The following is a 21,565-nucleotide window of genomic DNA, read 5'->3' as shown; positions in this document are numbered from 1 at the left end:
GTCACAGACGATAGGTCCCGATGTGTCCGGCGTCTAGACAAATTTGCAGATTTGTAAAGCTGCAACAGTCGGATAACGGAACAGCGACCGCGCCCACCTGGGGCACGATCGCTGTCATCGCAGGTCAAAGACTGATTCAGAGCCCTATACGCCCACCAGCAGAACATCGGCGCCGGCCGGTAGCCCGGACACCGGCCACCACCGCAGATCCGTCGATTCGGCACTGCGGACCGGCACCGCGCCCGGCGGGGCGACGATCTCGAACAGCAGGTCCAGATGCCGCGTCGGCACCCCGAGCGAACAGGTGATCGGGTGCGCCTGCGCGCCGTACAGTCCCGGCGTCAGCCGCAGGTCCGCGATGCCCGACTCCTCCACCGCCTCGCGCAGCGCGGCGTCGGCGACGGTCTCGTCACCGGGCTCGCAGTGCCCGCCGAGCTGGATCCAGCGACCCACTCGGGGATGCAGCGTCAGCAGGATCTCGCAGCGGTCGTGCGAGAGCACGATCGCCGAGGCCGTGATGTGGCCGGGCGCGTGCTCGCGCAGGCACCCACGCGGCGCCGAACCCAGGAACGCCAGCATCGCCTCGCGCAGCGATCGGTCCTGGCCGGACTCGGGCCGCCAGTCGGTCAGCAACTCGGTGGCCGAGGCGTGCAGGGACTCCGCGCTCACAGTTCGACCAGGCCCGCGCCCGGCGAGCCGACCGTACGCGGCGCGGGTTCGTCGAGCGGTACCCCGATCGCGATGGCGCCCAACGGCATCCAGTCCTCGTCCAAGCCGAGCACCTCGCGGACGAGTTCGGGCGCGAAGATCGTCGACCCGATCCAGCAGCTGCCAAGGCCGTCGGCGGCCAGCGCCACCAGCAGCCCCTGCACCGCGGCGCCGACCGCGACGGTGAACATCGTCTGCTCGGCGGCCTGGCGGCGGGCGTCGGGATAGTCGTGCGCGCCGTCGGGCACGCAGAACGGGATGATCACCTCGGGGGCGTCGAACAGAATGCGCCCCCGCGCGACCCGGCGCTCGACGCGCTCGGGATCGAGTCCGTCGGCGGTGAGGTCGGCCCGCCACCGCTCGGCCATGGCCTCGAGCAGCTGCGCGCGCAGCTTGGGCTTGCGCAGCCAGACAAAGCGCACCGGCCGGGTGTGGTGCGGCGCGGGCGCGGTGAGCCCGACCGCGACGGCGGCCCTGATCCGTTCCGGGTCGACCGGCTCGTCGGCGAAGGCCCGGACCGAACGCCGCAGCGGCACCGCCTCTTTGCGGCCCTTCTCGATCGCCTCGGCGGTGCCGAGCCAGAACAGGTCGTCGACGCCGCCGCGCAGCAGTGCCGCCGCGCTCGACCCGTCGTCGTCGGTCGCCAGACCGCGCACCACCGCGACCGGGACGCCGCCGAGCTTGCCCTTGACCAGATCGGCGGCGGCCGCGAGTTCGTCGGCCACGGCCACCTGGGTGACGTGCAGTTCGTTGCCCTGCCCGTCGACGGCGCCCGCGTAGTCGTGCAGCACGCGCAGCCCGGCCGCGCCGATCGCGGCGTCGATCTGGCCGTTGCGCCAGGCCCGGCCCATGGTGTCGGTGATGACCACGGCCACGTTCACCCCGAGCCGCTGCGCCAGCGCGGCGCGCAGCGCCTTGGCACTGCCGTCGGGATCGGTGGGCAGCAGCACCAGTTCGCCCTCGGCCACGTTCGAGCCGTCGACGCCGGAGGCGGCCTGCACGATGCCGAGCCGGTTCTCGGTGATCAGGGTGCGGCCCTTGCGGGCGAGCACCCGCACCGCCTCCTCGTCGACCAGCTTGCGGCGCGCGGTGTCGCGCTCCTCGGGATCGGTCGGCGCGGCGACGATACGGCCCTCGGCCTTGGAGACGATCTTGCTGGTGACCACGACGACGTCGCCATCGGCCAGCCACGGCGCCTGTGCGGCAAGGTGTTCGGCGAGGTCGTCGCCGGGCCGGAACTCCGGCAGGCCGGTCACCGGCAGGATCCGCAGCTCGTCGGCCGCGTGGTCGGGCAGCACGCTCACGGCTGCGTCCTCTCGGCCCGCTCGGGCGCCCTCCGTGGTTACGCGGGCTGCCCCCTCCGGGCGCTGACCGATCATGCCGGGACTCCTGCCAGTTCCAGTGCGGCGCGGGCCATTTCGGCCGTGGCCTCGGGGTCGGTCATCAGCAGCGGCACGCTGCGGACCTCGACGCCGGGGACCTCGGCGGTGTCGGTGGAGTGCACCAGCCAGCCGTCGAGGATGCCGGTGGCCGAGCGGGCGCCGTAGTGCCGCCCGATCGCCTCGGCGGTGGATTCCACGCCGATCACCGTCAGGCACTCATCGGCCATGCCGCGCAACGGCTTTCCGTCGATCACCGGCGAGAGGCCGATGACCTTGGCCGCGGTGGTGCGCAACGCGCCCCGGATACCGGGCACGGCGAGGATCGCGCCGATGCTCACGACGGGGTTCGACGGGGCCAGCAACACGGCGTCGGCGGAAGCTATGATTTCGGTCACATCGGGGGCCGGGGAGGCTTGTTCGGCGCCGATCGAGGCAAAGGAATGAGTCGGGAGCGCCGCGCGGTACCGCACCCACCATTCCTGGAAGTGGATCGCGCGACGTTCGCCGGCGTTGTCGGGATCGCTGACGACGACGTGGGTTTCACAGCGATCGTCGGTTGCCGGGATCAGGCGCACGCCCGGCTGCCACCGATTGCACAGCGCTTCGGTGACCGCGGACAGCGGATATCCGGCGCGCAGCATCTCGGTGCGGATGAGGTGGGTGGCGATGTCACGATCGCCCAGGCCGAACCAATCGGGCTGGGCGTTGTAGGCGGCCAGCTCCTCTTTCGCGTGCCAGGTCTCGTTCGCGTGGCCCCACCCGCGCTCGGTGTCGATGCCGCCACCGAGGGTGTACATGCAGGTGTCGAGGTCGGGACAGATGCGAAGCCCGTGCATCCAGACGTCGTCGCCGACGTTGACGATGGCGGAGATGTCGGCGTCGGGCAGCAGCTGCCTGACGCCTTGCAGGAACCGTGCACCGCCGACGCCGCCGACCAGAACGGCGATCTTGGGCTCGCGCACCGCGTGTTGTGCAGTCACAGGGTCACAGCCTATGCGGTGGCGGTTGCCGATTGATTTCGCGGCGAATTCCAGCCAAGTTGCTGGTCATTTGCCACAGCACATAACAAGATCAAAACGAAAGGCGGGTGCGGAGTGTAACGGAAGGGTGACGGCGGGTTGACCACCGGCGAGTGCGGCGTGTCTAATCACAGACATGTCATTCCGGTCACCGCGAGAAGGCATAGCGCGGGGGCGTTTGCGAGAGGGTGTTGGCTCGCCGGAAGACAGGTTCGGGGAAGCCCGCGAGACTACGTCGCGGTGTTCGGCCGCCGGGGTTCGTGTTGGCCCGGCGGAAAGAATCATTCTGCGCTAACACATAGTGAGGAGGCGGAACGATGACCGAAAACATGGTCTCGCCGACCGATTCCACAGCAGGCGCAGCTCACGCTGTCTGCGCCGACACGAGCTGGCCGGAACCGGACGTGGTAAGCGAAGTCGCGGCTCCCCGGCTGAGTCTGGTCGTCACGGGCTTCGACGAAATGTTCGAGTCCATCGAAGAGCAGTGGCAGGAGCGCGCGCTGTGCGCTCAGACCGACCCCGAGGCGTTCTTCCCCGAGAAGGGCGGCTCGACCCGTGAGGCCAAGCGCATCTGCCTGGGCTGTGAAGTACGCGATCAGTGCCTGGAATACGCACTGGCGCACGACGAGCGTTTCGGTATCTGGGGCGGTCTCTCGGAACGAGAGCGTCGCAGGCTGAAGCGCGGAATCGGTTAAGAGAATGTTCGAAAGTAGACTCTGAGGCTCCAGCCCGGAGCACGCAGGCGCAGTACGTCGGTGCTTCGGGCGCACGCCCAGTAGTCGCGCCGTCCCCAGGCTCGACGGGCACGACCCGGTGCACGCGAGAAAGGTGGACGACTCCCATGGCACGTTCCCGCCGTCATACCCCGGCGCCCACCGCACGCTCGGTCACCCGCCGCGGCCGCGGTGTCCGTGGCCCCATGCTCCCGCCCACCGTTCCCGCGTGGCGCACGAGGGGCCAGAAATTCGACCGGCTGGTGCTCGAGGCCTTCGCCCCGCTGGACACCCGCTGGCACGATCGCCTCACCAAACTCGACATCGCCGTCGACGACGTACCGAAAATCCGTCCGCTGCACCCTGATTCGGTCACCTGGCCGGACGAGGTGGTGGCCGACGGACCTGTCCCGCTGTCGCGGCTGATCCCCGCGGGCGTCGACCGGCACGGCGCGGCCACCCGCGCCAGGGTGGTGCTGTTCCGCAAGCCGCTGGAACTGCGCGCCGCCGATCCCGACGATCTCGTGGAACTGCTGCGCGAGGTCCTCGTCCAGCAGATCGCGACCTATCTCGGTGTCGACCCGGACCTGATCGATCCCGAGCCCGAATAACGACCCGCCGACAACGGGACGTATCACCGCGTGTCCGTATCCACTTTTGCGGGCCGGAGGGCTAATCTCGACGTCGTGATCCCCATGCGTCGTTGCTGCCGACCCGGCTGCAAGAACCCGGCTGTAGCGACGCTGACGTATGTGTACTCCGACTCGACCGCCGTCGTCGGACCGCTGGCCACCGTCGCCGAACCGCATTCCTGGGATCTGTGCGAAACCCACGCCTGCCGCATCACCGCGCCCAAGGGCTGGGAGCTGGTCCGCCACGAAGGCGGATTCTCCTCGAGCACACCCGACGACGACGATCTGACCGCGCTGGCCGAGGCCGTGCGCGAAGCGGGCCTGCGCCGTCGCCCCGCCGACGCCGACCAGCCCGGCTACCGGGACAGCGCGCCCCCGCCGTCGCGGACCACCCGCACCGGCCGCCGCGGCCACCTGCGCGTCCTGCCCGATCCGTAGGCCTCGGCAACCCACTCATCGCTCGAGGATCCGGACAACTCACCGACCACGTCCCAGTCCGTCCGTCATCACGCAGGACCTGTCGCGAACCGTCGCGCTACCGGACCTGTACGGCCTCAGTCGCGGAGAGGCGGATAGGGTGAGACTCATGACGACTGTCGCGCGCTCTGGCGAACTCGTGAACGCCGTGATCAAGGCTTATGACGTCCGCGGGGTGGTGGGCGAACAGATCGATGCGGGATTCGTCAGGGATGTGGGCGCGTCCTTCGCCCGGCTGATGCGCGCCGAGGGCGCGACCCGGGTCGTGATCGGCCACGACATGCGCGAGTCCTCCCCCGAGCTGTCGGCGGCCTTCGCCGAGGGCGTGCGGGCCCAGGGCCTCGATGTGGTGCACATCGGCCTGGCCTCGACCGACCAGCTCTACTTCGCCTCGGGCAAGCTGAGCTGCCCCGGCGCCATGTTCACCGCCAGCCACAATCCGGCCCGCTACAACGGCATCAAGCTGTGCCGCGCGAACGCGCTGCCGGTCGGCCAGGACACCGGGCTGGCCACCATCTCGGCCGAGATCATCGCCGGGGTCCCCGCCTTCGACGGCGCGCCCGGCACCGCCACCACCACCGATCTGCTCGCCGACTACGCGAGCTTCCTGCGCGAGCTGGTGAACCTCGACGACATCCGCCCGCTGACCATCGCGGTCGACGCGGGCAACGGCATGGGCGGCCACACCGTGCCCGCCGTGCTCGGCACACTCGGCCCGGTCACCATCGTGCCGCTGTACTTCGAACTCGACGGCTCGTTCCCCAACCACGAGGCCAACCCGCTGGACCCGAAGAACCTGGTCGACCTGCAGGAGCTGGTGCGCCGCAGCGGCGCCGACATCGGCCTGGCCTTCGACGGCGACGCCGACCGCTGCTTCGTCGTCGACGAGCGCGGCGAGCCGGTCTCCCCGTCCGCGATCACCGCGCTGGTCGCCCAGCGCGAGCTCGCCAAGGAGCCGGGCGCGACGATCATCCACAACCTGATCACCTCGCGGGCGGTGCCCGAGCTGGTCGAGGAGCTGGGTGGCAAGCCGGTGCGCACCCGCGTGGGGCACTCGTTCATCAAGCAGGAGATGGCCTCGGAGGGCGCGGTCTTCGGCGGCGAGCACTCCGCGCACTACTACTTCCGCGATTTCTGGGGCGCCGATTCGGGCATGCTGGCCGCGCTGCACGTGCTGGCCGCGCTGGGCGAGGGTCAGCGTCCGGTCTCGGAGCTGATGGCCGCCTACGACGTCTACGCGGCCTCCGGCGAGATCAACTCGACCGTGGCCGACGCCGCCGAGCGCACCGCCGCGGTGCTCGCCGCGTTCGCCGATCGGACCGTCTCGGTGGACCGCCTCGACGGCGTGACCGTCGACCTGGGCGAGCACGCCTGGTTCAATCTGCGCGCCTCCAATACCGAACCGCTGCTTCGACTCAACGTCGAAGCCGGATCGCAGGCCGAAGTAAACGCACTCGTGACCGAGATCCTGAGCATCGTTCGCGCCTGACTGGGAAAATGAAACCAGTACCGGTGGAATCAGACGTCGGGAGCACGGCGTCGGACGAGGCAAACGGCTCTGTTCGACACCGAGATCCCGAGCATCGTTCGCGCCTGACTGGGAAAATGAAACCAGTACCGGTGCTGACTGGAATAGTGGAATCACAGACCTGGTATTCGCCGACGGCTCGCCGGCAGACGACACAGCGCGATGAGGGGAGGTGGGATCGGCGATGATCGCTGGCACACCCGTATTCGACCTCGACGATGCCGCGTCGCTGGAGGCGGCCGACACCGGTGGCGCCTTGCGTTCGGCGGCTTCGGGCGGCGCGCAGGTGCGCGCCACGGCCGCGGCGGTCGCCGAGGCCTCGCTCACCGAACGCCTCGCCGAACTGCGTCCGCGCAGCCTGGTCCTCGTGTCCGGCTCGGGCCGGGCCACCCGCGCCGCCGGCCTGCTGGTCGCCGGCCTCGGTGACCGGGCCGGGCTGCCGATCGTGCCCGTCACCGCGCTGCCGCCGTGGGTCGGTCCGCTCGACGTGGTGCTGGTGGCAGGCGACGACGCGGGCGATCCGCGCCTGATCGATGCCGTGGACCGCGCGCTGCGGCGCAGTGCCGAGGTCATCGTGGCCGCGCCCAACGAGGGTCCGCTGCGCGCGGTCGCCGCCGGTCGCGCGATCGTGCTCGAACCGCGCGTGCCCGTGCTCGACCACAACCGGCTGCTGCGGTTCCTCGCCGTCGGCATCGCGGTGCTGCGCGGGGTCGACGCCCAGCGCAGCGTGCCCGCCACGCCCGACCTGACCGAGCTGGCCGACATGCTCGACGCCGAGGCGCTGCGCGACGGCCCGCACAACGAGGTCTTCCACAATCCGGCCAAGACGCTGGCCGCGCGGATGCACGGCGTCGGCGTGGTTCTCGCCGGCGACTCCCCCGCGGCGGTCGAACTGGCCGGGCACGGCGCCGAGGTGCTGCTGCAGTCGGCGGGCAAGCTCGCCGCGGCCGCCGACCTGGCCGACGCGGTCGCCGCCGTCGGACGACTGGCCGAGGCGGCGGGCGGTGCCGCACCGGGCTTCGATCCGCTGTTCCACGACGAGGAGCTCGACGGTCCGGCCCCGGTCGACCGGGTGCGGGTGCTCGCGCTGAGCGTGCATCCCGATCAGGCCGCCGCGCGGCGCAAGCTCGCGGTGTTCGACGGCGTGGGCGGCGGGCTCGTCGACGCCGACCTGGTGCACGCCGACGTCGACGTGCTGCAGACCCAGCTGGCCGAGCCGGGCTCCGCCCCGACCACGGACAGCGGCGCCGCCACCTCCGCCGCAGGGGGCGGACACGGCAGCGAGATCGAGCAGCTGGCGGTGCTGGCCTTGCGCCTGGACATGGCCGCTGCCTATCTCCGGTTGACGGGTGCGCGCGGCCCGGCCGCGCCCGACCCGGACCCATACCACGACGGGGGACGCTACTAGTGCAGGAACTCGTTGGTGCGCTGCGTTCCTACGCCTGGGGATCGCGCACCGCGCTCGCTCAGCTGTGCGGTCGGCCGGTGCCGTCGGCGCATCCGGAGGCCGAACTGTGGTTCGGCGCCCATCCCGCCGACCCGGCCCATGTGAAAGCCGCCGGTGGCACCCGCTCGTTGCTCGAGGTCGTCGCCGCCGATCCGGCGCGCGAACTCGGCGCCGTCGCCGACACCTTCGGCACCCGGCTGCCGTTCCTGCTGAAGATCCTGGCCGCCGAGGAACCGCTGTCGCTGCAGGCGCACCCCAGTTCGGCGCAGGCCAGGGCGGGCTTCGAACGGGAGAACCGCACCGGGGTGCCGCTGGATTCGCCCATGCGCAACTACCGCGACGACAGCCACAAGCCGGAACTCGTTGTGGCGCTGGGCCGGTTCGAGGCGCTGGCCGGTTTCCGCGACCCGCGCCGCACCGTCGACCTGCTGCGCGCGCTCGACGTGCCCGGCCTCAACGTCTACGCCGAACTGCTTGCCGCCCAGCCCGATTCGGCCGGGCTGCGCACGCTGTTCACCACCTGGATCACGCTGCCCGCCGCGGCGCTGTCGGCGCTGCTGCCCGCGGTGCTCGAGGGCTGCGTGCGCTACCTGTCCGGCAAGGGCGATCGTGCCTTCACCGCCGAGGTGCGCACCGCCCTGGAGCTGGCCGAGGTCTACCCCGGTGACGCGGGCGTGCTGGCGGCGCTGCTGCTGAACCGGTTGACGCTGGAGCCCGGCCAGGCCCTCTACCTCGACGCCGGCAACCTGCACGCCTACCTGCGTGGCGTCGGCGTGGAGATCATGGCCAACTCCGACAACGTGTTGCGCGGTGGCCTCACCCCCAAGCACGTCGATGTGCCGGAGCTGTTGCGGGTGCTCGACTTCGAGCCGATCGACCTGCCGGTGATCGAACCGGAGCCCGCTGCCGACGGCGGCGTGCGGTACCGCACGCCCGCCCCGGAGTTCGCGCTGTGCCGGTTCGATCTGTCCGCCGACGCCGAACCGGTCGCGCTCGCCGACGCCGGTCCCGGCATCGTGCTGTGCACCGAGGGCACCGTCGAGCTCTCCCAGAACGGGCGCACGCTCACCGTCGCCTGCGGCAGCGCGGCGTGGATCTCCGCGGCCGACACCGAGATCAAGGCCAGGGCGATCGGCGGGTCGGCGCAGCTGTTCAGCGCCTGCGTCGGCGCCGAGAACTGACGCCGAAGCGTACATTTCACGCCCCTCCCTCTAGGCTGTTGCGGGCACGAGCGTGTACAGCGGAGAGAAGGGCGGGCCGGGTATGTCGGCTGGTGGTGGCAAGAAGGCGATCGTCGCCGCGTTGACGGCCAACGCGGGAATCGCGGTGTCGAAGTTCGTCGGCGCCGTGATCACCGGATCGGCGTCGATGATGGCCGAGGCGGTGCACTCGGTCGCCGATACGGCCAACCAGGGTCTGCTGCTGTTCGGTCAGCGCGCGGCCGCCAAGGACGCCGACGAGTTGCACCAGTTCGGCTACGGACGCAACCGCTACTTCTACTCCTTCGTCGTGGCCCTGGTGCTGTTCACCCTCGGCTCGGTGTACGCGATCTACGAGGGCATCCACAAGATCCAGCATCCGGAGGAGCTGAGCCAGCCGATCGTCGCGATCGTCATCCTCGGCATCGCGATCGGCTTGGAGACCTTCAGCTTCATCACCGCTGTCCGCGAGTCCCGGCCGCTCAAGGGCGAGGCGAGCTGGTGGCGGTTCATCCGCAACTCGCGCAGCCCCGAGCTGCCGGTGGTGCTGCTCGAGGACACCGGCGCGCTCATCGGCCTGGTGATCGCCTTCGGCGCGGTCGGCCTGACCATGGTCACCGACGATCCGATCTTCGACGGCATCGGTACCCTGGCCATCGGTGTGCTGCTCGGCGTCATCGCCATCGTGCTGATCGTGGAGATGAAGAGCCTGCTGATCGGTGAGGGCGCGACCCCGGAGCAGGACGACGCCATCCGCGCCAACCTGGTCGACGGCGCGAAGATCACCTCGGTGATCCACCTCAAGAGCGAGTACCTGGGCCCGGAGGAGATGCTGGTCGCCGCCAAGGTCGCGATCGCGCCGGACCTCGACATCGCCGACATCGCCGAGGCCATCGACGCGGCCGAGGTGCGGGTGCGGGCCGCGGTGCCCACCGCCCGGCTGATCTACCTGGAGCCCGATCTGTACCGGACCCAGTCCGTCTGATCCGTCCGGCTCACCGAATCGCCGTCGTCCCGTCCGGGTCGGCGGCGATTCGCGTCGGCCGACACGGCGGCCGCACAGGGCGGGCCGTCCCGGTCTGTGCGGGTACCGTTCGGTGCCATGGCCGGTGAAGGTGGAGAGAGCAAGATCGCGATCATCGCCGCGCTGGCGGCGAACGCGGGCATCATGACCGCGAAGTTCATCGGCGCGTTCATCACCGGCTCGTCGTCGATGCTCGCCGAGGCCGTGCACTCGGTCGCCGACACCGCCAACGAGGCATTGCTGCTGGTCGGGCAGCATCGGGCCGGACGGGTTCCCGACACGCTGCACCCCTTCGGGTATTCGCGCAACCGGTACTTCTATTCGTTCGTCGTCGCGCTGGTGCTGTTCACCATGGGCTCGCTGTTCGCGGTGAACGAGGCGATCCACAAGATCGCGTCCCCGCACGGGATCGAGTCGCCGTCGGTCGCGATCGTGATCCTGCTGGTGTCGATGGTGCTCGAGGGCTTCAGTTTCCGCACCGCGCGCAAGCAGTCCGCACCATTGAAGGGCGAGCGCAGCTGGTGGCATTTCATCCGCACCACCCGCAATCCCGAGCTGCCGGTGGTGCTGCTCGAGGACATGGGCGCGCTGATCGGCCTGGTGTTCGCGCTGGCCGGGGTGGGCCTGACGGTGCTCACCGGCAACGGGGTGTGGGACGGCATCGGCACCCTGTTGATCGGGCTGCTGCTCGGTGTGAACGCGATCGTGCTGATCATCGAGACCAAGAGTCTGCTCATCGGGGAGGGCGCCACGGCCAAGGAGGACACCGCGATTCGCGCGGCCCTGCTCGCCGACCCTCGCATCGTGCGGGTCATCCGGATCCAGACCCAGTACCTCGGTCCGGAGGATCTGCTGGTCAACGCGAAGATCGCGATGCAACCCGGGCTCGACATCAGTCAGGTCGGCGAGGCCATCGACGCCGCCGACTACCGCATCCGCGTGGCTGCGCCCCACTCCTGCACCGTCTACCTGGAACCCGACGTCGTCAAGACCGAATCGGCGGGCGCCACACCCTGATTCAGTGGTAGGCGGGCGCCGCGCCGCGCAGCAGCTCCAGCGGCTCGGTGACGATGCCGAAGCGGGTGCGCAACAGATGCCCGGCGGCGTGCAAGCCGGGCATGCCGTGTACGCCGGGACCGGGCGGGGTCGACGACGAGCACAGGTAGGTGCCGGGGATCGGGGTGGCGTAGGGGTTCCAGCGGGCCAAGGGGCGGAAGGCGGTCTGGCGCACGGTCATCGCGCCCGCCGAGATGTCCCCGCCGACGTAGTTGGCGTTGTGGGCGGGCATGAAGGCCGCCGGCGTCACGTGTTTCGCGAGGATCAGGTCACGGAAGCCGGGCGCGAAGCGTTCGACCTGGGCGATCACCGCCTCGCTGATGTCGCGGTCGGAACCGTTGGGCACGTGGGCGTAGGTGTAGAAGGTGTGCTTTCCCGCCGGGGCCCTGGTCGCGTCGACGACCCCGGGCTGGATCGCCAGCACATAGGGCCGCTCCGCGAATTCGCCCGCCGCGATCCGGCGTTCGGCGCGCATCGCCTCGTCGCGGGTGCCCACCAGATGCAGGGTGCCCGCCAGCTCGCAGCCGGGCGCGGTCCACGGCACCGGGCCCGACAGCGCGAAGTCGACCTTGCAGGCGGCCCCGCCGTAGCGGAATCGGCCCAGGCGTTCGCGGTAGCGCGCGGGCAGGCGGTCACCGGCGATGCGCAGGAGTTCGGCGGGCGAGGTGTCGAACAGGACGGCGCGGGCCCGCGCCAGCTCGGCGAAGTCGTCGACCCGGTGCCCGGTGACGACCTCGCCGCCGAGCCGTTCCAGCTCGGCGATCAGCGCGTTCGGGATGGCCTGGCTGCCGCCGCGCGGAATCACCCAGCCGCCCGCGTGCGCCAGGGTGCCGAGCAGCAGGGCGGCGCCGACCGCGGGCAGGGCGCGCGGCTGGGTGATCGCGTGGGTGGCGACGCCGGTCAGCAGCGCGGGCGCGACCTCGTCGTGGAAGCGGTTGTTCCACAGGGGTGATCCCTGTTCGAGCAGCCGCAGGCCGAAGCGGGCGGCGGTGGGAATTCGCAGCGGCGGGTGCCGCAGATCCGACATCGCCAGGTCGACCACGTCGGGCCAGTGCTCGACGAGCGGCCCGAACAGCGCGCGCCAGGCGGGGCCGTCGCGGCCGAGGTCGGCGACCGTGGATTCGAGGTTGCGCCAGGCCGATCCGGCGATGCCGCCGTCGAGCGGATGCGCGTAGGAGATCGTCGGGGTCAGCAGCTCGACACCGTGTGCGGGCAGATCGAACGCGCGAAAGAAGGGCGAGGCCAACGCCATCGGATGCGCGCCGGCGCAGAGGTCGTGGTGGAAACCGGGCAGGGTGAGTTCGGCGGTGCGTGACCCGCCGCCCGGCTGATCCTGGGCCTCGAGCACCCGCACCGAGAGGCCGGCGCGCGCCGCGATCACCGCCGCGGCCAAGCCGTTCGGGCCCGACCCGACTACTACGACCTCAGCCATCCGTCGTCCCTTCGCCTTCGGTCGCCCCGGGCGACCTGCGTCGTTGTCTCCAACCTACGCGGCGTGTGGACCGTCGCCGACGAGTCGTCGGTCACCCGGCCGGGCCCGTGCGGTTACCCGAACGCGGCCCAGCTCTCGACCAGCAGGGCGATCCGCCGTTCGCGCAGTTCCGGGCGCAGCCTGTCGCTGCGTTCCAGCGTCGCGAGGCCGTGCAGCCCGGCCCAGGCCACCTCGGTGCGCGCGCCGAGTTCGTCACCCTCGGCGCCGGCGCTGAACATGGCCTCGAGGCCGGCGAAGGCGTCGCGCAGCGGCTGTGGCGCGTCCAGGCCGAAGTTCAGATCGGTGGTGAGCACGAAGATCGCGTCGTAGCGGGCCGGGTTGGCGGTGGCGAAGTCGAGGTAGGCGCGGGCGACCCTGTCGAACACCTCGGTGCGGGTCGTCGCGCTCTCCCGCGCCAGGCGCATCTCCTCGGCCAGCTCGACACAGCCTTGCAGCGCGACGGCCCCGACGATGGCGGCCTTGTTCGCGAAGTGGCTGTAGAGCACCGGCTGGCTGTACTCGATGCGCTCGGCCAGTTTGCGGATGGTGACCGCGTCCCAGCCCTCGGCTTCGGCCAGCTCGCGAGCGGTGTCGACGATCTGCTGCTGACGTTGGGCGCGTTCACGTTCCTTGCGGGTCTGGGTGCTCATGCTCGAAATTCTAGCAACGCTAGACAAGATAGCGAGACTCGCGTTATCGTTCTCCCATCACCTAGCAGCGCTAGATTTCAGAGCGTTGCAATACAGAGCCAGGAGCACACCATGACCGTCTCGCGCATCGCCACCGCCCTCTCCGTCCTCGGCGCGGCCTTCATCCTCTACATCGGCCTGAGCTACCTGATCACGCCGGAGACCATCGCCACCGGCTTCGGCCTGCCCACCCGGCCCGAGGGCGACGCGGTGGCCTTCCTGAATCTCAAGGGCGTGCGCGATACCGTGTGCGGCCTGCTGATCATCGCGCTGCTGGCCGCCCGCCAGCGCTTCGCGCTCGGCATCACGATGCTGGTGCTGGCCCTGATCCCGACCGGCGACATGATCACGGTGCTGAGCTGGGACGGCTCGGCTGCGGCCGCCTTCGGCATCCACGGCTTCACCGCCGCGCTCGTCGCCCTGACCGGCGTGCTGCTGATGCGCGAACACCGCACCGTCACGGCCACCGTCGACCAGCGGGTCGCCGTCGCCGCGTGACGCCGGTCACGCGGCGATGAATTCCGCGCGCCCCCACCGTCTTCACCCACAACGAGCACACGACCGAGGAGGAACCACCATGGCGAACGCACCGCACGGCCCCGCGTCCTACTTCCCCACCATCGAGGCCAAGTACGGCCGCACCGTCGACGAGTGGCTGACCATCCTCGGCGCCGCCGAACAGACCAAGCACGCCGCGCTGGTCACCTGGCTCAAGACCGAGCACGGCCTCGGGCACGGGCACGCCACCGCCCTGGTGCAGTACCACCTCCACCCGGAGAAGTGGGCGCGCGCCTGAGGTTCGGCACCGTGAAGGCCCCGCAGCGCCTGCGGGGCCTTTCCCGTCTGTCACCGCACCGGAACGGGTTTCGGCTCGGGTTCCGCGACGTCGTCGACCGGGTGGTCGTCGACCATCGTCTCCTCGTCGAAGGGCAGTTCGCGATCGAGGACACGGCGAGTGCGGTCGGCGTCGACGGTCTTGGTCCAGGTGCCGATGAGCAGGGTGGCCACGGCATTGCCCGAGAAGTTGGTCAGCGCACGGGCTTCGGACATGAACCGGTCGATGCCGACGATCAGGCCGACGCCGTCGAGCAGTTCGGGACGGTGACTCTGCAGGCCGCCGGCGAGGGTGGCCAGCCCGGCGCCGGTCACGCCCGCCGCGCCCTTGGACGCGATGATCATGAACAGCAGCAGGCCGATCTGCTCGCCCAGGCTCAACGGCTTGCCCATCGCGTCGGCGATGAAGATCGAGGCCATGGTCAGGTAGATCGCGGTGCCGTCGAGGTTGAACGAATACCCGGTCGGCACGACGACGCCCACCGTCGTGCGCTCCACACCCGCGTGCTCCATCTTCGCCACCAGACGCGGCAGCGCCGACTCCGAGGACGAGGTCGCCACGATCAGCAGGTACTCGCGTGCCAGGTACCGGCACAGCTTCAGGATCGACACCCCCGAGACCAGCCGCAGCACCACCCCGAGCACGCCGAAGACGAACACCAGGCAGGTCAGGTAGAACGCGATCATCAGCGTCGCCAGCTCGACCACCGCCGACCAGCCGGTGCGGCCCACCACATTGGCGATCGCGCCGAACGCGCCGATCGGAGCCAGCCACAGGATCATCGACAGGATCCGGAACACCAGCTTCTGACCGAGCGAGACCGCGCGCAGGATCGGCGCGCCCGCCTCGCCCATCGCCTGGACCGCGAAGCCGACCAGCAGCGCGACGAACAGCGCCTGCAGCACGCTGCCCGCGGTCAGCGAGGACACCAGCGTCGTCGGCACGATGGCCTGGATGAAGTCCCAGGTGCCGCCGGCGCCGTGCGCCTGCTCGGCGTATTTCGCGCCCGCGCCCGCGCTGCCCGCACCCAGCCCGGTGCCCGGCTCGATCAGGTTCCCGACGACCAGACCGATGCCGAGCGCGACCGTCGACATCGCCAGGAAGTAGGCGATGGCCAGGCCACCGACCTTGCCGACGGTGGCGGCCGCGCGCACCGATCCGATGCCCAGGACGATCGTGCAGAAGATGACGGGTGCGATCATCATCTTGATCAGGTTCACGAACAGGGTGCCCAGCGGCGCCAGCGACTGACCGAATTCCGGCGCCAGCCGGCCGACCAGGATGCCCGCGAGGACCGCGAAGATCACCGCGATGTACAGCCAATGGGTATGGTCGCGTTTCCGCGAAGGTGCGGCGGTTGTGCTCATGGCGCACAATCATCCGGAACCACTGTGACTCCCATCACATTTGGTGCATAACGTTCAAGACGAGGTCGGAGGGCAAGATGCGACGAGTGCGGTTGTCGCTCGCCGGGCAGGCCTTCGTCTGGCAGCTGGTGGTGCTGGCCCTGATGATCGGGACCGGGACCGTGCTGGCGGTCTTCGACGCCCGTCACGACCACGATGTGGCCACCGAACTGCAGGTCCGCGACGTGGCGGTGACCGTGGCGCGCGCGCCGTCGACGCTGGCCGCGGTGAACTCGCCCTACCCCAGCGGACTGCTGCAGCCCACCACCGAACGCATCCGCGCCGACACCGGCATGGACTTCATCGTGGTGATGGCGCCGGACCGCACCCGCTACACCCACACCAATCCCGAGCTGATCGGCAAGCCGTTCACCGGCAGCATCGACGCCGCGCTGGCCGGGCAGACGCTGACCGAGACCTTCACCGGCTCGCTCGGCCCCTCGATCCGCGCGGTCACCCCGGTCTACGACGGCGGCCGGGTGGTCGCCCTGGTCTCGGCCGGGGTGACCAGGGCCAGGATCGGCACCCAGGTCGCCTCCCAGGTGCCGGTGATCCTCGGTGTCTCCGCGGCCGGGCTCGCGCTGGCGGCCTGCTCGTCGTTCCTGATCAGCCGCAGGCTGCGGCGCCAGACCCACGGCCTGGCACCCGACGAGTTGCGCGCGCTCTACGAGCACCACGACGCGGTCCTGCATTCCGTGCACGAGGGCCTGGTGGTGTTCGGGACCGCGCCGGGGCCCGCCGAGGTGGTCAACGATCAGGCGCGCACGCTGCTCGACCTGCCCGACGGCCCGGTGCATCGCACCGACCTGCCGACCTCGCTGCAGCAGATGCGGTGGGGCGTGGTGCGCGACGAGACGCACGTGACCACCGACCGGGTGCTGCTGGTCAACCAGGACGTCGTCAGCTGGGAGGGCCGCCCGATCGGCACCGTGCTGACCATCCGCGACCAGACCGAGCTGCGCGCGGTGCTCGGCGAGCTCGACTCCGTCCGCGGGTTCGCCGAGTCGCTGCGCGCGCAGGCGCACGAGGCCGCCAATCGGCTGCACACCGTCGTCACCATGGTCGAGCTGGGCCGCCCGGAGGAGGCGGTCGCCTTCGCCACCGCGGAACTGCGGCTCTCGCAGGTCCTGATCGACCGGCTGCTGTCCGCTGTCGGCGACGCGGCACTGGCCGCGCTGCTGCTGGGCAAGGTCGACCAGGCCGCCGAGCGCGGGGTGAGCCTGGCCATCAGCGAGGACACCGCGCTGGACTCCGCCGATCCGCTCTCGGCGCACGAGGCGGTCACGCTGGTCGGCAACCTGGTCGACAACGCGATCGACGCGGCGGCGGGCACCGTCGACAAGCGAGTCGAGGTATCGGTGTATCACCGTGACGGCGAGCTGGTGGTCCGGGTCGCCGACAGCGGGCCCGGCATGTCGGCGCAGATGTTCTCGCGCGCCGCCGAACGCGGCTACACCACCAAGACCGACCACGCCGGACTCGGCTTGGCACTCGTGCACCGCCTCGTCGATCGGCACGGCGGCGCCATCACCACCACGGCCGCACCACACAGCGCGGTCATCGTTCGCATTCCGCTGAGGGAGAAGAAATGATCCGGGTCCTGATCGTCGAGGACGAGCCGTTGATCGCCCAGGCCCACCGGGCCTATCTCGAGCGGCTGGACGGGTTCGTCACCGGCGGCGTCGCGCATACCGGTCGCGACGCGCTCACGCTGGCCGCCGAGGCGATCGCCGACGGCAATCCGTTCCACCTGGTGCTGATGGACATCGGCCTGCCCGATATCAGTGGACTCGAGGTGGCCGCCGCCCTCAACGGCCTGGAACCGCGCCCGGACGTCATCGCGATCACCTCCGCCCGCGAGCTGACCATGGTGCGCAATGCCGTCGCCCACGGCGTGGTGCTGTACCTGCTCAAGCCGTTCACCTTCGCCGCGTTCCGCGAGAAGCTCGAGCGCTACCGCGATTTCGACACCGCGCTCCCCGCGGGCGAGGCGGCGCTGTCGCAGTACGACATCGATCGCGCCCTGGGCGCCTTGCGCACCGCCGACCAGCGTGCCGGTGCGCCCAAAGGCGTTGTGCAGCACACTCTCGAGGAGGTCTCGCGCGCGGTGCGCTCGGCCGAGTCGGGGATCACCGCGACCGATGCCGCTGCGGCCGTGGGGGTTTCGCGCATCACCGCGTGGCGCTACCTGGAAAAGCTGGCCGACGACGGACTGGCCGAGCGCCGCGCCGATTACGGCCGTGCGGGTCGGCCCAAGACTCGGTATCGCTGGCGCGCGGGCGCCTAGGGCGGGCCCGCGCCGGGAGTCAGGACAGGCTCGCGGCGCCGGCCAAGCCGTCGGGCGACGGGGTGCGCGCCACCGGACCCAGCTCGACCGGCATGTGCTCGAAACCGTGCAGGGTGAACAGGTTCCGCCGCACCGGTTCCCCGCGTAGCCGCAGGTTCGGATAGCGGGTGTAGAGCGCGCGCAGGGCGTGCACGGCCTCCATCCGGGCCAGGCTCGCGCCGAGGCAGGCGTGGATACCGCTGCTGAAGGCGACGTGTTCGCGCAGGTTGGGGCGGTCGATGTCGAAGCGGTGCGGGTCGGCGAAGACGGCGGGGTCACGGTTGGCGCCCGCCAGCGACAGGATGACGGTGCTGCCCTCCCGCACGGTGACGCCGTCGATCTCGACGTCCTCGAGCGCCTGCCGCGCGGTGGTCTGCACCGGCGGATCGAAGCGCAGTGTCTCCTCCACCACGGCGGGCCAGCGGTCGGGATCGTCCTGGGCCAGCGCGAGCTGGTCGGGGTTGGCCGACAGCGCCGCGATCGCGTTGCCGATCAGATTCACGGTGGTCTCGAAACCGGCGCCCATCAGCAGACTGGCGCCCGCCTGGAGTTCGCGCAGGTCCAGGTCGCCGGAACTGACCAGCGTCGAGAGGATGTCCTCGCCGGGGTCGCGGCGCAGCTGGGCGATGTGCGCGGCCAGGTAGTCGTCCATGGATTCGATCGCCGCCATCGCGCCCCGGTAGGTGCGCCACGAGGTGCCGATGTCGAGCAGCGGCGTGACCCGGTCGCCCCAGCGCAGGAACAGGTCGCGGTCGGCGGCGGGGAAGCCGAGCATGTCGGCGATGATCGCGATCGGCACCCTGGCGGCGAAATCGGTGATCAGGTCGACCGAGCCGTGCGCGGGCATCGCGTTGAGCAGCTCGGCGGTGACCACCTCCACCCGGTCCCGCAGCCGGGCGATGGCGCGCGGGGTGAACGCCGAGGCCACCGGCTTGCGCATCCTGGTGTGCTCGGGCGGGTCCAGGACCAGCATCGACGGCGGCTCGACCGGGTTGGGCGGGACCGTGACCCGCTCGGCCAGCTTGCGCCACGGACCCGGCAGGTCACCGCCGAGCGCCTGCCGCACACCGAATCGGGTATCCCGCAGAATGGCCCGGACCTGGGCGTGGTCGAAGGCCGCGTAGGACAGCGGGGTCCGCAGCAGTCCGCCGGGCGCGCGCAGTTCGTCGATCAGCGGGTAGGGATCGTGCAGGCCGCGCTGTCCGCTGAGCAGGACGGCGAACGGGTCGCCCTTGCGCACCTGCCAGCGCAGGACCGCCCGTGGCGCTCCGTGCTCGGCCGACCATCGCAACCAGTACCGCGCGTTCATCGCCACCCCTGCCGCTCTGCCGAATGGATGACTCCACCGTACGGACTTCGGGCACGACGCGGAACGTGTTCCAGTCGGAGATCGACCTATACCTGGGTAGGAGACGCGACGGCGGTCAGCGCCGGACCGTCACCCGCTCGGTGGCGGCCCGATGCTCCACGGCCGCCGGATCGGGATTGACCACCTGGACCAGCGAGGCGCCGGCGTACAGCACCGCGATGTAGCCGTCGATCAGCTCGGCCACGGTCTCCCACGGCGCGCTCGACAGCACCCGGTCGCCGGCGGAGATCCCTTGCAGCGCCGCCGACTTCCTGGCCTCGGCGAGCACCTCGCCGACCGAGAGGCCGTCGAGCGCGGCCCGGAAGCCGCCGGGCAGGAACTGGTCGCCGTGCACACGCACCGCCGTGGCGAAATCGGTGACGCCGACCGGCAGGTCGCGCACCGGAGTGCCCATCGCGTCCAGCGACAGCACCGCCACTTCGTCGACGCCGTCGGCGTCGTCGAGCCGGTCGGGGGTGACCAGCGCGAGGTCGGCGTCGGGATCGGGGGTGAGCACCACCTCCGTGCCCGCCCACCAGCAGCCGAGCAGCACCGCCGCGGTCTGCCAGTGCGCGGGCAGCAGCACCGCGACCCGGGCGCCGGGACTGAGCGCGAACTCGTCGCGCAGCAGATTGGCGGTCTTGGCGGCCCAGTTGGCCAGCGTCAGGCCCGACAGCTCGATGCGGGCGCCGGTGGCGTCGTCGTACCAGGTGACGCGCGGACCGGCCGGGTCGCGTTCGAGAATCGGGTCGAGGAGGACGTCGGTGAGCGTCGAGTTCGGCTCACGCATGGGTCAGTTCACGCATTTCGGTCCGTTCTGGCCTGCGTCGATCGGCGGGGCTGGCGGTACTGGCGTCGCGGTCGCCGAGGATGTTCCGTCGAAATCGAACATGCCTGCCGCGGCCGAGCCCGGACCAGAATAGTCGCTCGCCAGCACCACGCTCACGGTATCCGCCGACAGTGACGGATCCGCGACCACGGTGAGACCACCGAGCGCCTCGGCCACCGCCGCGGCCTTCGGATCCTCGGCGTCCACGGCGAGCACCCGGCTCGAACTCACGCTGCCTCCGGAGTAATTGCCCACCAGGCCCTCGCGGAAACCCTTGCCGGTCAATGCCGTCGACACCTTGGCCGCCAGCCCGGCCTTGCCGCCGGCGTTGAACACGCTCACCGTCACCGTCGACGGGTCGAGCTTCGGCTTGTCCTCACCCTTCTTCTCCTCGCCGACGAGCCCGGCGACATAGGCCTGCACCGCCTTGGGCTCGACCCGGACCACCGATTCACCCGCCGAGGTCATGCTGTTGAGGTCGGCGACCGGGATGGTCTCGAATTCCACCTTGCCGCCGGAGAGATCCTTGAGCTGCTGCAGGAAGGCCAGCACGTCCCAGTCCTCGTCGAGCACCACCGTGCGCCCGACCGCCTCACTGATCTCGCTGAGCTTGTTCGGATTCGCCAGGATCTTGGCGTTGAGCAGCTGGCCGACCAGCTGGGCCATGAACACCTGCTGACGCACGATGCGATCGATGTCACCGCGCGGCAGCCCGTGCCGCTGACGCACGAAGCTCAGCGCCTGCTGCCCGTCGAGGCGCTGCTGCCCGGCCGGGAAGTCCGCGCCCGACATCCATTCGTCCACCGCGTTGTTCAGGCACACCTCGACCCCGCCCACGGCATCGGTGAGCAGCACGAAGCCCAGCAGGCTGACCTCGGCGTAGTGGTCGACCGTGATGCCGGTGAGCGAGGCCACCGACTTGATCAGCGCCTGCCTGCCCGACTTGGTCGACTCGCGTTCGGCGTCGGCCTCGGAGCTGCCTTCGGCCAGCAGCTCGGCGCGTTCGGTCTCCTTGGTGGAGCCGTAGGCGGAGTTGATCTTGGCCTTGCCCTGGCCGGGAACGTCGACGTAGGAGTCGCGCGGGATCGAGATCGCGGTGGCCGAGCGGCCGTCGTTGGGCACCCGGACCAGCACGATGGTGTCGGTATTGGTGCCCACCTCGTCGCCCGCGTGCAGCATCGCGCGCTCGGCGGAGGTCAGCGGGTTGCCGTGCGCGTCGGTGCGGCTGTCGACACCGACGAGCAGGATGTCGACCGCGCCGTCGCGGCCGCCGCCGAGACCGAGGCCGCCGATGCGATCGATATTGGCGATCAGATTGTCGACACTGCGCCACGCGAATCCGGTGAGGGCGAGCACCAGCACCGCCGAGATCGCCACCATCACCTTCACCGGGCCGATGGCACCGGGCTGCGTGGCGACCGTGGGTGGTCGTGTCGACTCTCGCACTCGTGATCCTCTCGACGAACTCCGCGCCCG

At 70.5% G+C, this 21,565-nt stretch carries 21 protein-coding genes; 12 read left to right on the top strand and 9 right to left on the bottom strand.

Annotation, left to right across the window (positions count from 1 at the left end; translation table 11 throughout):
• Positions 1–144: 144 nt before the first annotated feature.
• The 3 genes from ACIO52_RS05575 to cofD all read right to left on the bottom strand — a co-directional run bounded on the left by ACIO52_RS05575 (position 145) and on the right by cofD (position 3,070).
• Positions 145–669, bottom strand: a complete 525-nt coding sequence (locus ACIO52_RS05575; protein ID WP_402641917.1) for an NUDIX hydrolase — start codon at positions 667–669, stop codon at positions 145–147.
• Entirely contained in the window at positions 666–2,012 is a 1,347-nt protein-coding gene (locus tag ACIO52_RS05570) for a coenzyme F420-0:L-glutamate ligase (RefSeq protein ID WP_402641914.1), read from the bottom strand. Before ACIO52_RS05570 ends, ACIO52_RS05575 begins: the two co-directional genes overlap by 4 nt.
• A 71-nt stretch (positions 2,013–2,083) precedes the next feature.
• Entirely contained in the window at positions 2,084–3,070 is a 987-nt protein-coding gene (gene cofD / locus ACIO52_RS05565; RefSeq protein WP_342802091.1) for a 2-phospho-L-lactate transferase, read from the bottom strand.
• A gap of 500 nt (positions 3,071–3,570) precedes the next feature.
• Here cofD and ACIO52_RS05560 point away from each other — a divergent pair, with 500 nt between their 5' ends.
• The 8 genes from ACIO52_RS05560 to ACIO52_RS05525 all read left to right on the top strand — a co-directional run bounded on the left by ACIO52_RS05560 (position 3,571) and on the right by ACIO52_RS05525 (position 11,146).
• Positions 3,571–3,804: a WhiB family transcriptional regulator gene (locus tag ACIO52_RS05560; protein WP_133733920.1), complete on the top strand. Its 234-nt coding sequence runs from the start codon at positions 3,571–3,573 to the stop codon at positions 3,802–3,804.
• Positions 3,805–3,950: 146 nt separating this feature from the next.
• Positions 3,951–4,433, top strand: a complete 483-nt coding sequence (locus ACIO52_RS05555; RefSeq protein ID WP_218718623.1) for a metallopeptidase family protein — start codon at positions 3,951–3,953, stop codon at positions 4,431–4,433.
• Between the two features lie 84 nt (positions 4,434–4,517).
• Positions 4,518–4,892, top strand: coding sequence for a DUF3499 domain-containing protein (locus ACIO52_RS05550; protein ID WP_255587790.1), 375 nt, complete (start codon positions 4,518–4,520; stop codon positions 4,890–4,892).
• A 148-nt stretch (positions 4,893–5,040) separates the two neighbouring features.
• Positions 5,041–6,420 (top strand): phosphomannomutase/phosphoglucomutase, encoded by a 1,380-nt coding sequence (locus tag ACIO52_RS05545; RefSeq protein ID WP_402641910.1) that lies wholly within the window; start codon positions 5,041–5,043, stop codon positions 6,418–6,420.
• Positions 6,421–6,643: 223 nt separating this feature from the next.
• Positions 6,644–7,867: a tobH protein gene (locus ACIO52_RS05540; RefSeq protein WP_218718620.1), complete on the top strand. Its 1,224-nt coding sequence runs from the start codon at positions 6,644–6,646 to the stop codon at positions 7,865–7,867.
• Positions 7,867–9,087: a mannose-6-phosphate isomerase, class I gene (gene manA, locus ACIO52_RS05535; protein ID WP_218718619.1), complete on the top strand. Its 1,221-nt coding sequence runs from the start codon at positions 7,867–7,869 to the stop codon at positions 9,085–9,087. Before ACIO52_RS05540 ends, manA begins: the two co-directional genes overlap by 1 nt.
• A gap of 82 nt (positions 9,088–9,169) precedes the next feature.
• Positions 9,170–10,090 (top strand): cation diffusion facilitator family transporter, encoded by a 921-nt coding sequence (locus tag ACIO52_RS05530; RefSeq protein ID WP_316575904.1) that lies wholly within the window; start codon positions 9,170–9,172, stop codon positions 10,088–10,090.
• 117 nt (positions 10,091–10,207) lie between these two features.
• A complete protein-coding gene (locus ACIO52_RS05525; protein WP_218718617.1) occupies positions 10,208–11,146 on the top strand; it encodes a cation diffusion facilitator family transporter in 939 nt (312 codons plus the stop codon).
• Between the two features lies 1 nt (position 11,147).
• On the opposite strand, the gene ACIO52_RS05520 is transcribed toward ACIO52_RS05525, so the two are convergent.
• Both ACIO52_RS05520 and ACIO52_RS05515 read right to left on the bottom strand, forming a co-directional pair.
• Positions 11,148–12,617 carry a phytoene desaturase family protein gene (locus ACIO52_RS05520; protein ID WP_402641905.1) on the bottom strand — a complete coding sequence of 490 codons (1,470 nt, stop codon included), beginning with the start codon at positions 12,615–12,617 and terminating at the stop codon, positions 11,148–11,150.
• Between the two features lie 113 nt (positions 12,618–12,730).
• Positions 12,731–13,306 carry a TetR/AcrR family transcriptional regulator gene (locus ACIO52_RS05515; RefSeq protein WP_316575906.1) on the bottom strand — a complete coding sequence of 192 codons (576 nt, stop codon included), beginning with the start codon at positions 13,304–13,306 and terminating at the stop codon, positions 12,731–12,733.
• Positions 13,307–13,417: 111 nt separating this feature from the next.
• On the opposite strand from ACIO52_RS05515, the gene ACIO52_RS05510 reads away from it, so the two are divergent.
• Positions 13,418–13,843: a DUF4267 domain-containing protein gene (locus tag ACIO52_RS05510; protein WP_218718614.1), complete on the top strand. Its 426-nt coding sequence runs from the start codon at positions 13,418–13,420 to the stop codon at positions 13,841–13,843.
• A gap of 79 nt (positions 13,844–13,922) precedes the next feature.
• Complete coding sequence (locus tag ACIO52_RS05505; RefSeq protein ID WP_402641902.1) at positions 13,923–14,141, top strand: DUF4287 domain-containing protein; 219 nt, start codon at positions 13,923–13,925, stop codon at positions 14,139–14,141.
• Between the two features lie 50 nt (positions 14,142–14,191).
• Here ACIO52_RS05505 and ACIO52_RS05500 read toward each other — a convergent pair whose 3' ends face one another.
• Positions 14,192–15,547, bottom strand: a complete 1,356-nt coding sequence (locus tag ACIO52_RS05500; protein ID WP_218718612.1) for a cation:dicarboxylate symporter family transporter — start codon at positions 15,545–15,547, stop codon at positions 14,192–14,194.
• Positions 15,548–15,624: 77 nt separating this feature from the next.
• Here ACIO52_RS05500 and ACIO52_RS05495 point away from each other — a divergent pair, with 77 nt between their 5' ends.
• Complete coding sequence (locus ACIO52_RS05495; protein WP_218718611.1) at positions 15,625–17,178, top strand: sensor histidine kinase; 1,554 nt, start codon at positions 15,625–15,627, stop codon at positions 17,176–17,178.
• On the top strand, positions 17,175–17,873 hold the full coding sequence (locus ACIO52_RS05490) for a response regulator (protein WP_316575908.1): 699 nt from the start codon (positions 17,175–17,177) through the stop codon (positions 17,871–17,873). The genes ACIO52_RS05495 and ACIO52_RS05490 overlap by 4 nt, the downstream gene beginning before the upstream one ends.
• A 19-nt stretch (positions 17,874–17,892) precedes the next feature.
• Here the strand turns inward: ACIO52_RS05490 and ACIO52_RS05485 are convergent, their stop codons facing one another.
• The 3 genes from ACIO52_RS05485 to ACIO52_RS05475 form a co-directional block, all read right to left on the bottom strand.
• On the bottom strand, positions 17,893–19,221 hold the full coding sequence (locus ACIO52_RS05485) for a cytochrome P450 (protein ID WP_402641897.1): 1,329 nt from the start codon (positions 19,219–19,221) through the stop codon (positions 17,893–17,895).
• A gap of 115 nt (positions 19,222–19,336) precedes the next feature.
• On the bottom strand, positions 19,337–20,050 hold the full coding sequence (locus tag ACIO52_RS05480; protein WP_218718608.1) for a TIGR03089 family protein: 714 nt from the start codon (positions 20,048–20,050) through the stop codon (positions 19,337–19,339).
• A gap of 3 nt (positions 20,051–20,053) precedes the next feature.
• Positions 20,054–21,469, bottom strand: coding sequence for an LCP family protein (locus ACIO52_RS05475; RefSeq protein WP_218718680.1), 1,416 nt, complete (start codon positions 21,467–21,469; stop codon positions 20,054–20,056).
• Positions 21,470–21,565 lie beyond the last annotated feature (96 nt).

The organism is Nocardia sp. NPDC087230 (genome assembly GCF_044744725.1).
GTDB lineage: Bacteria > Actinomycetota > Actinomycetes > Mycobacteriales > Mycobacteriaceae > Nocardia > Nocardia canadensis.
The sequence above is the reverse complement of the archived record's forward strand: the minus strand, read 5'-3'. Positions and strand labels throughout refer to the sequence as shown.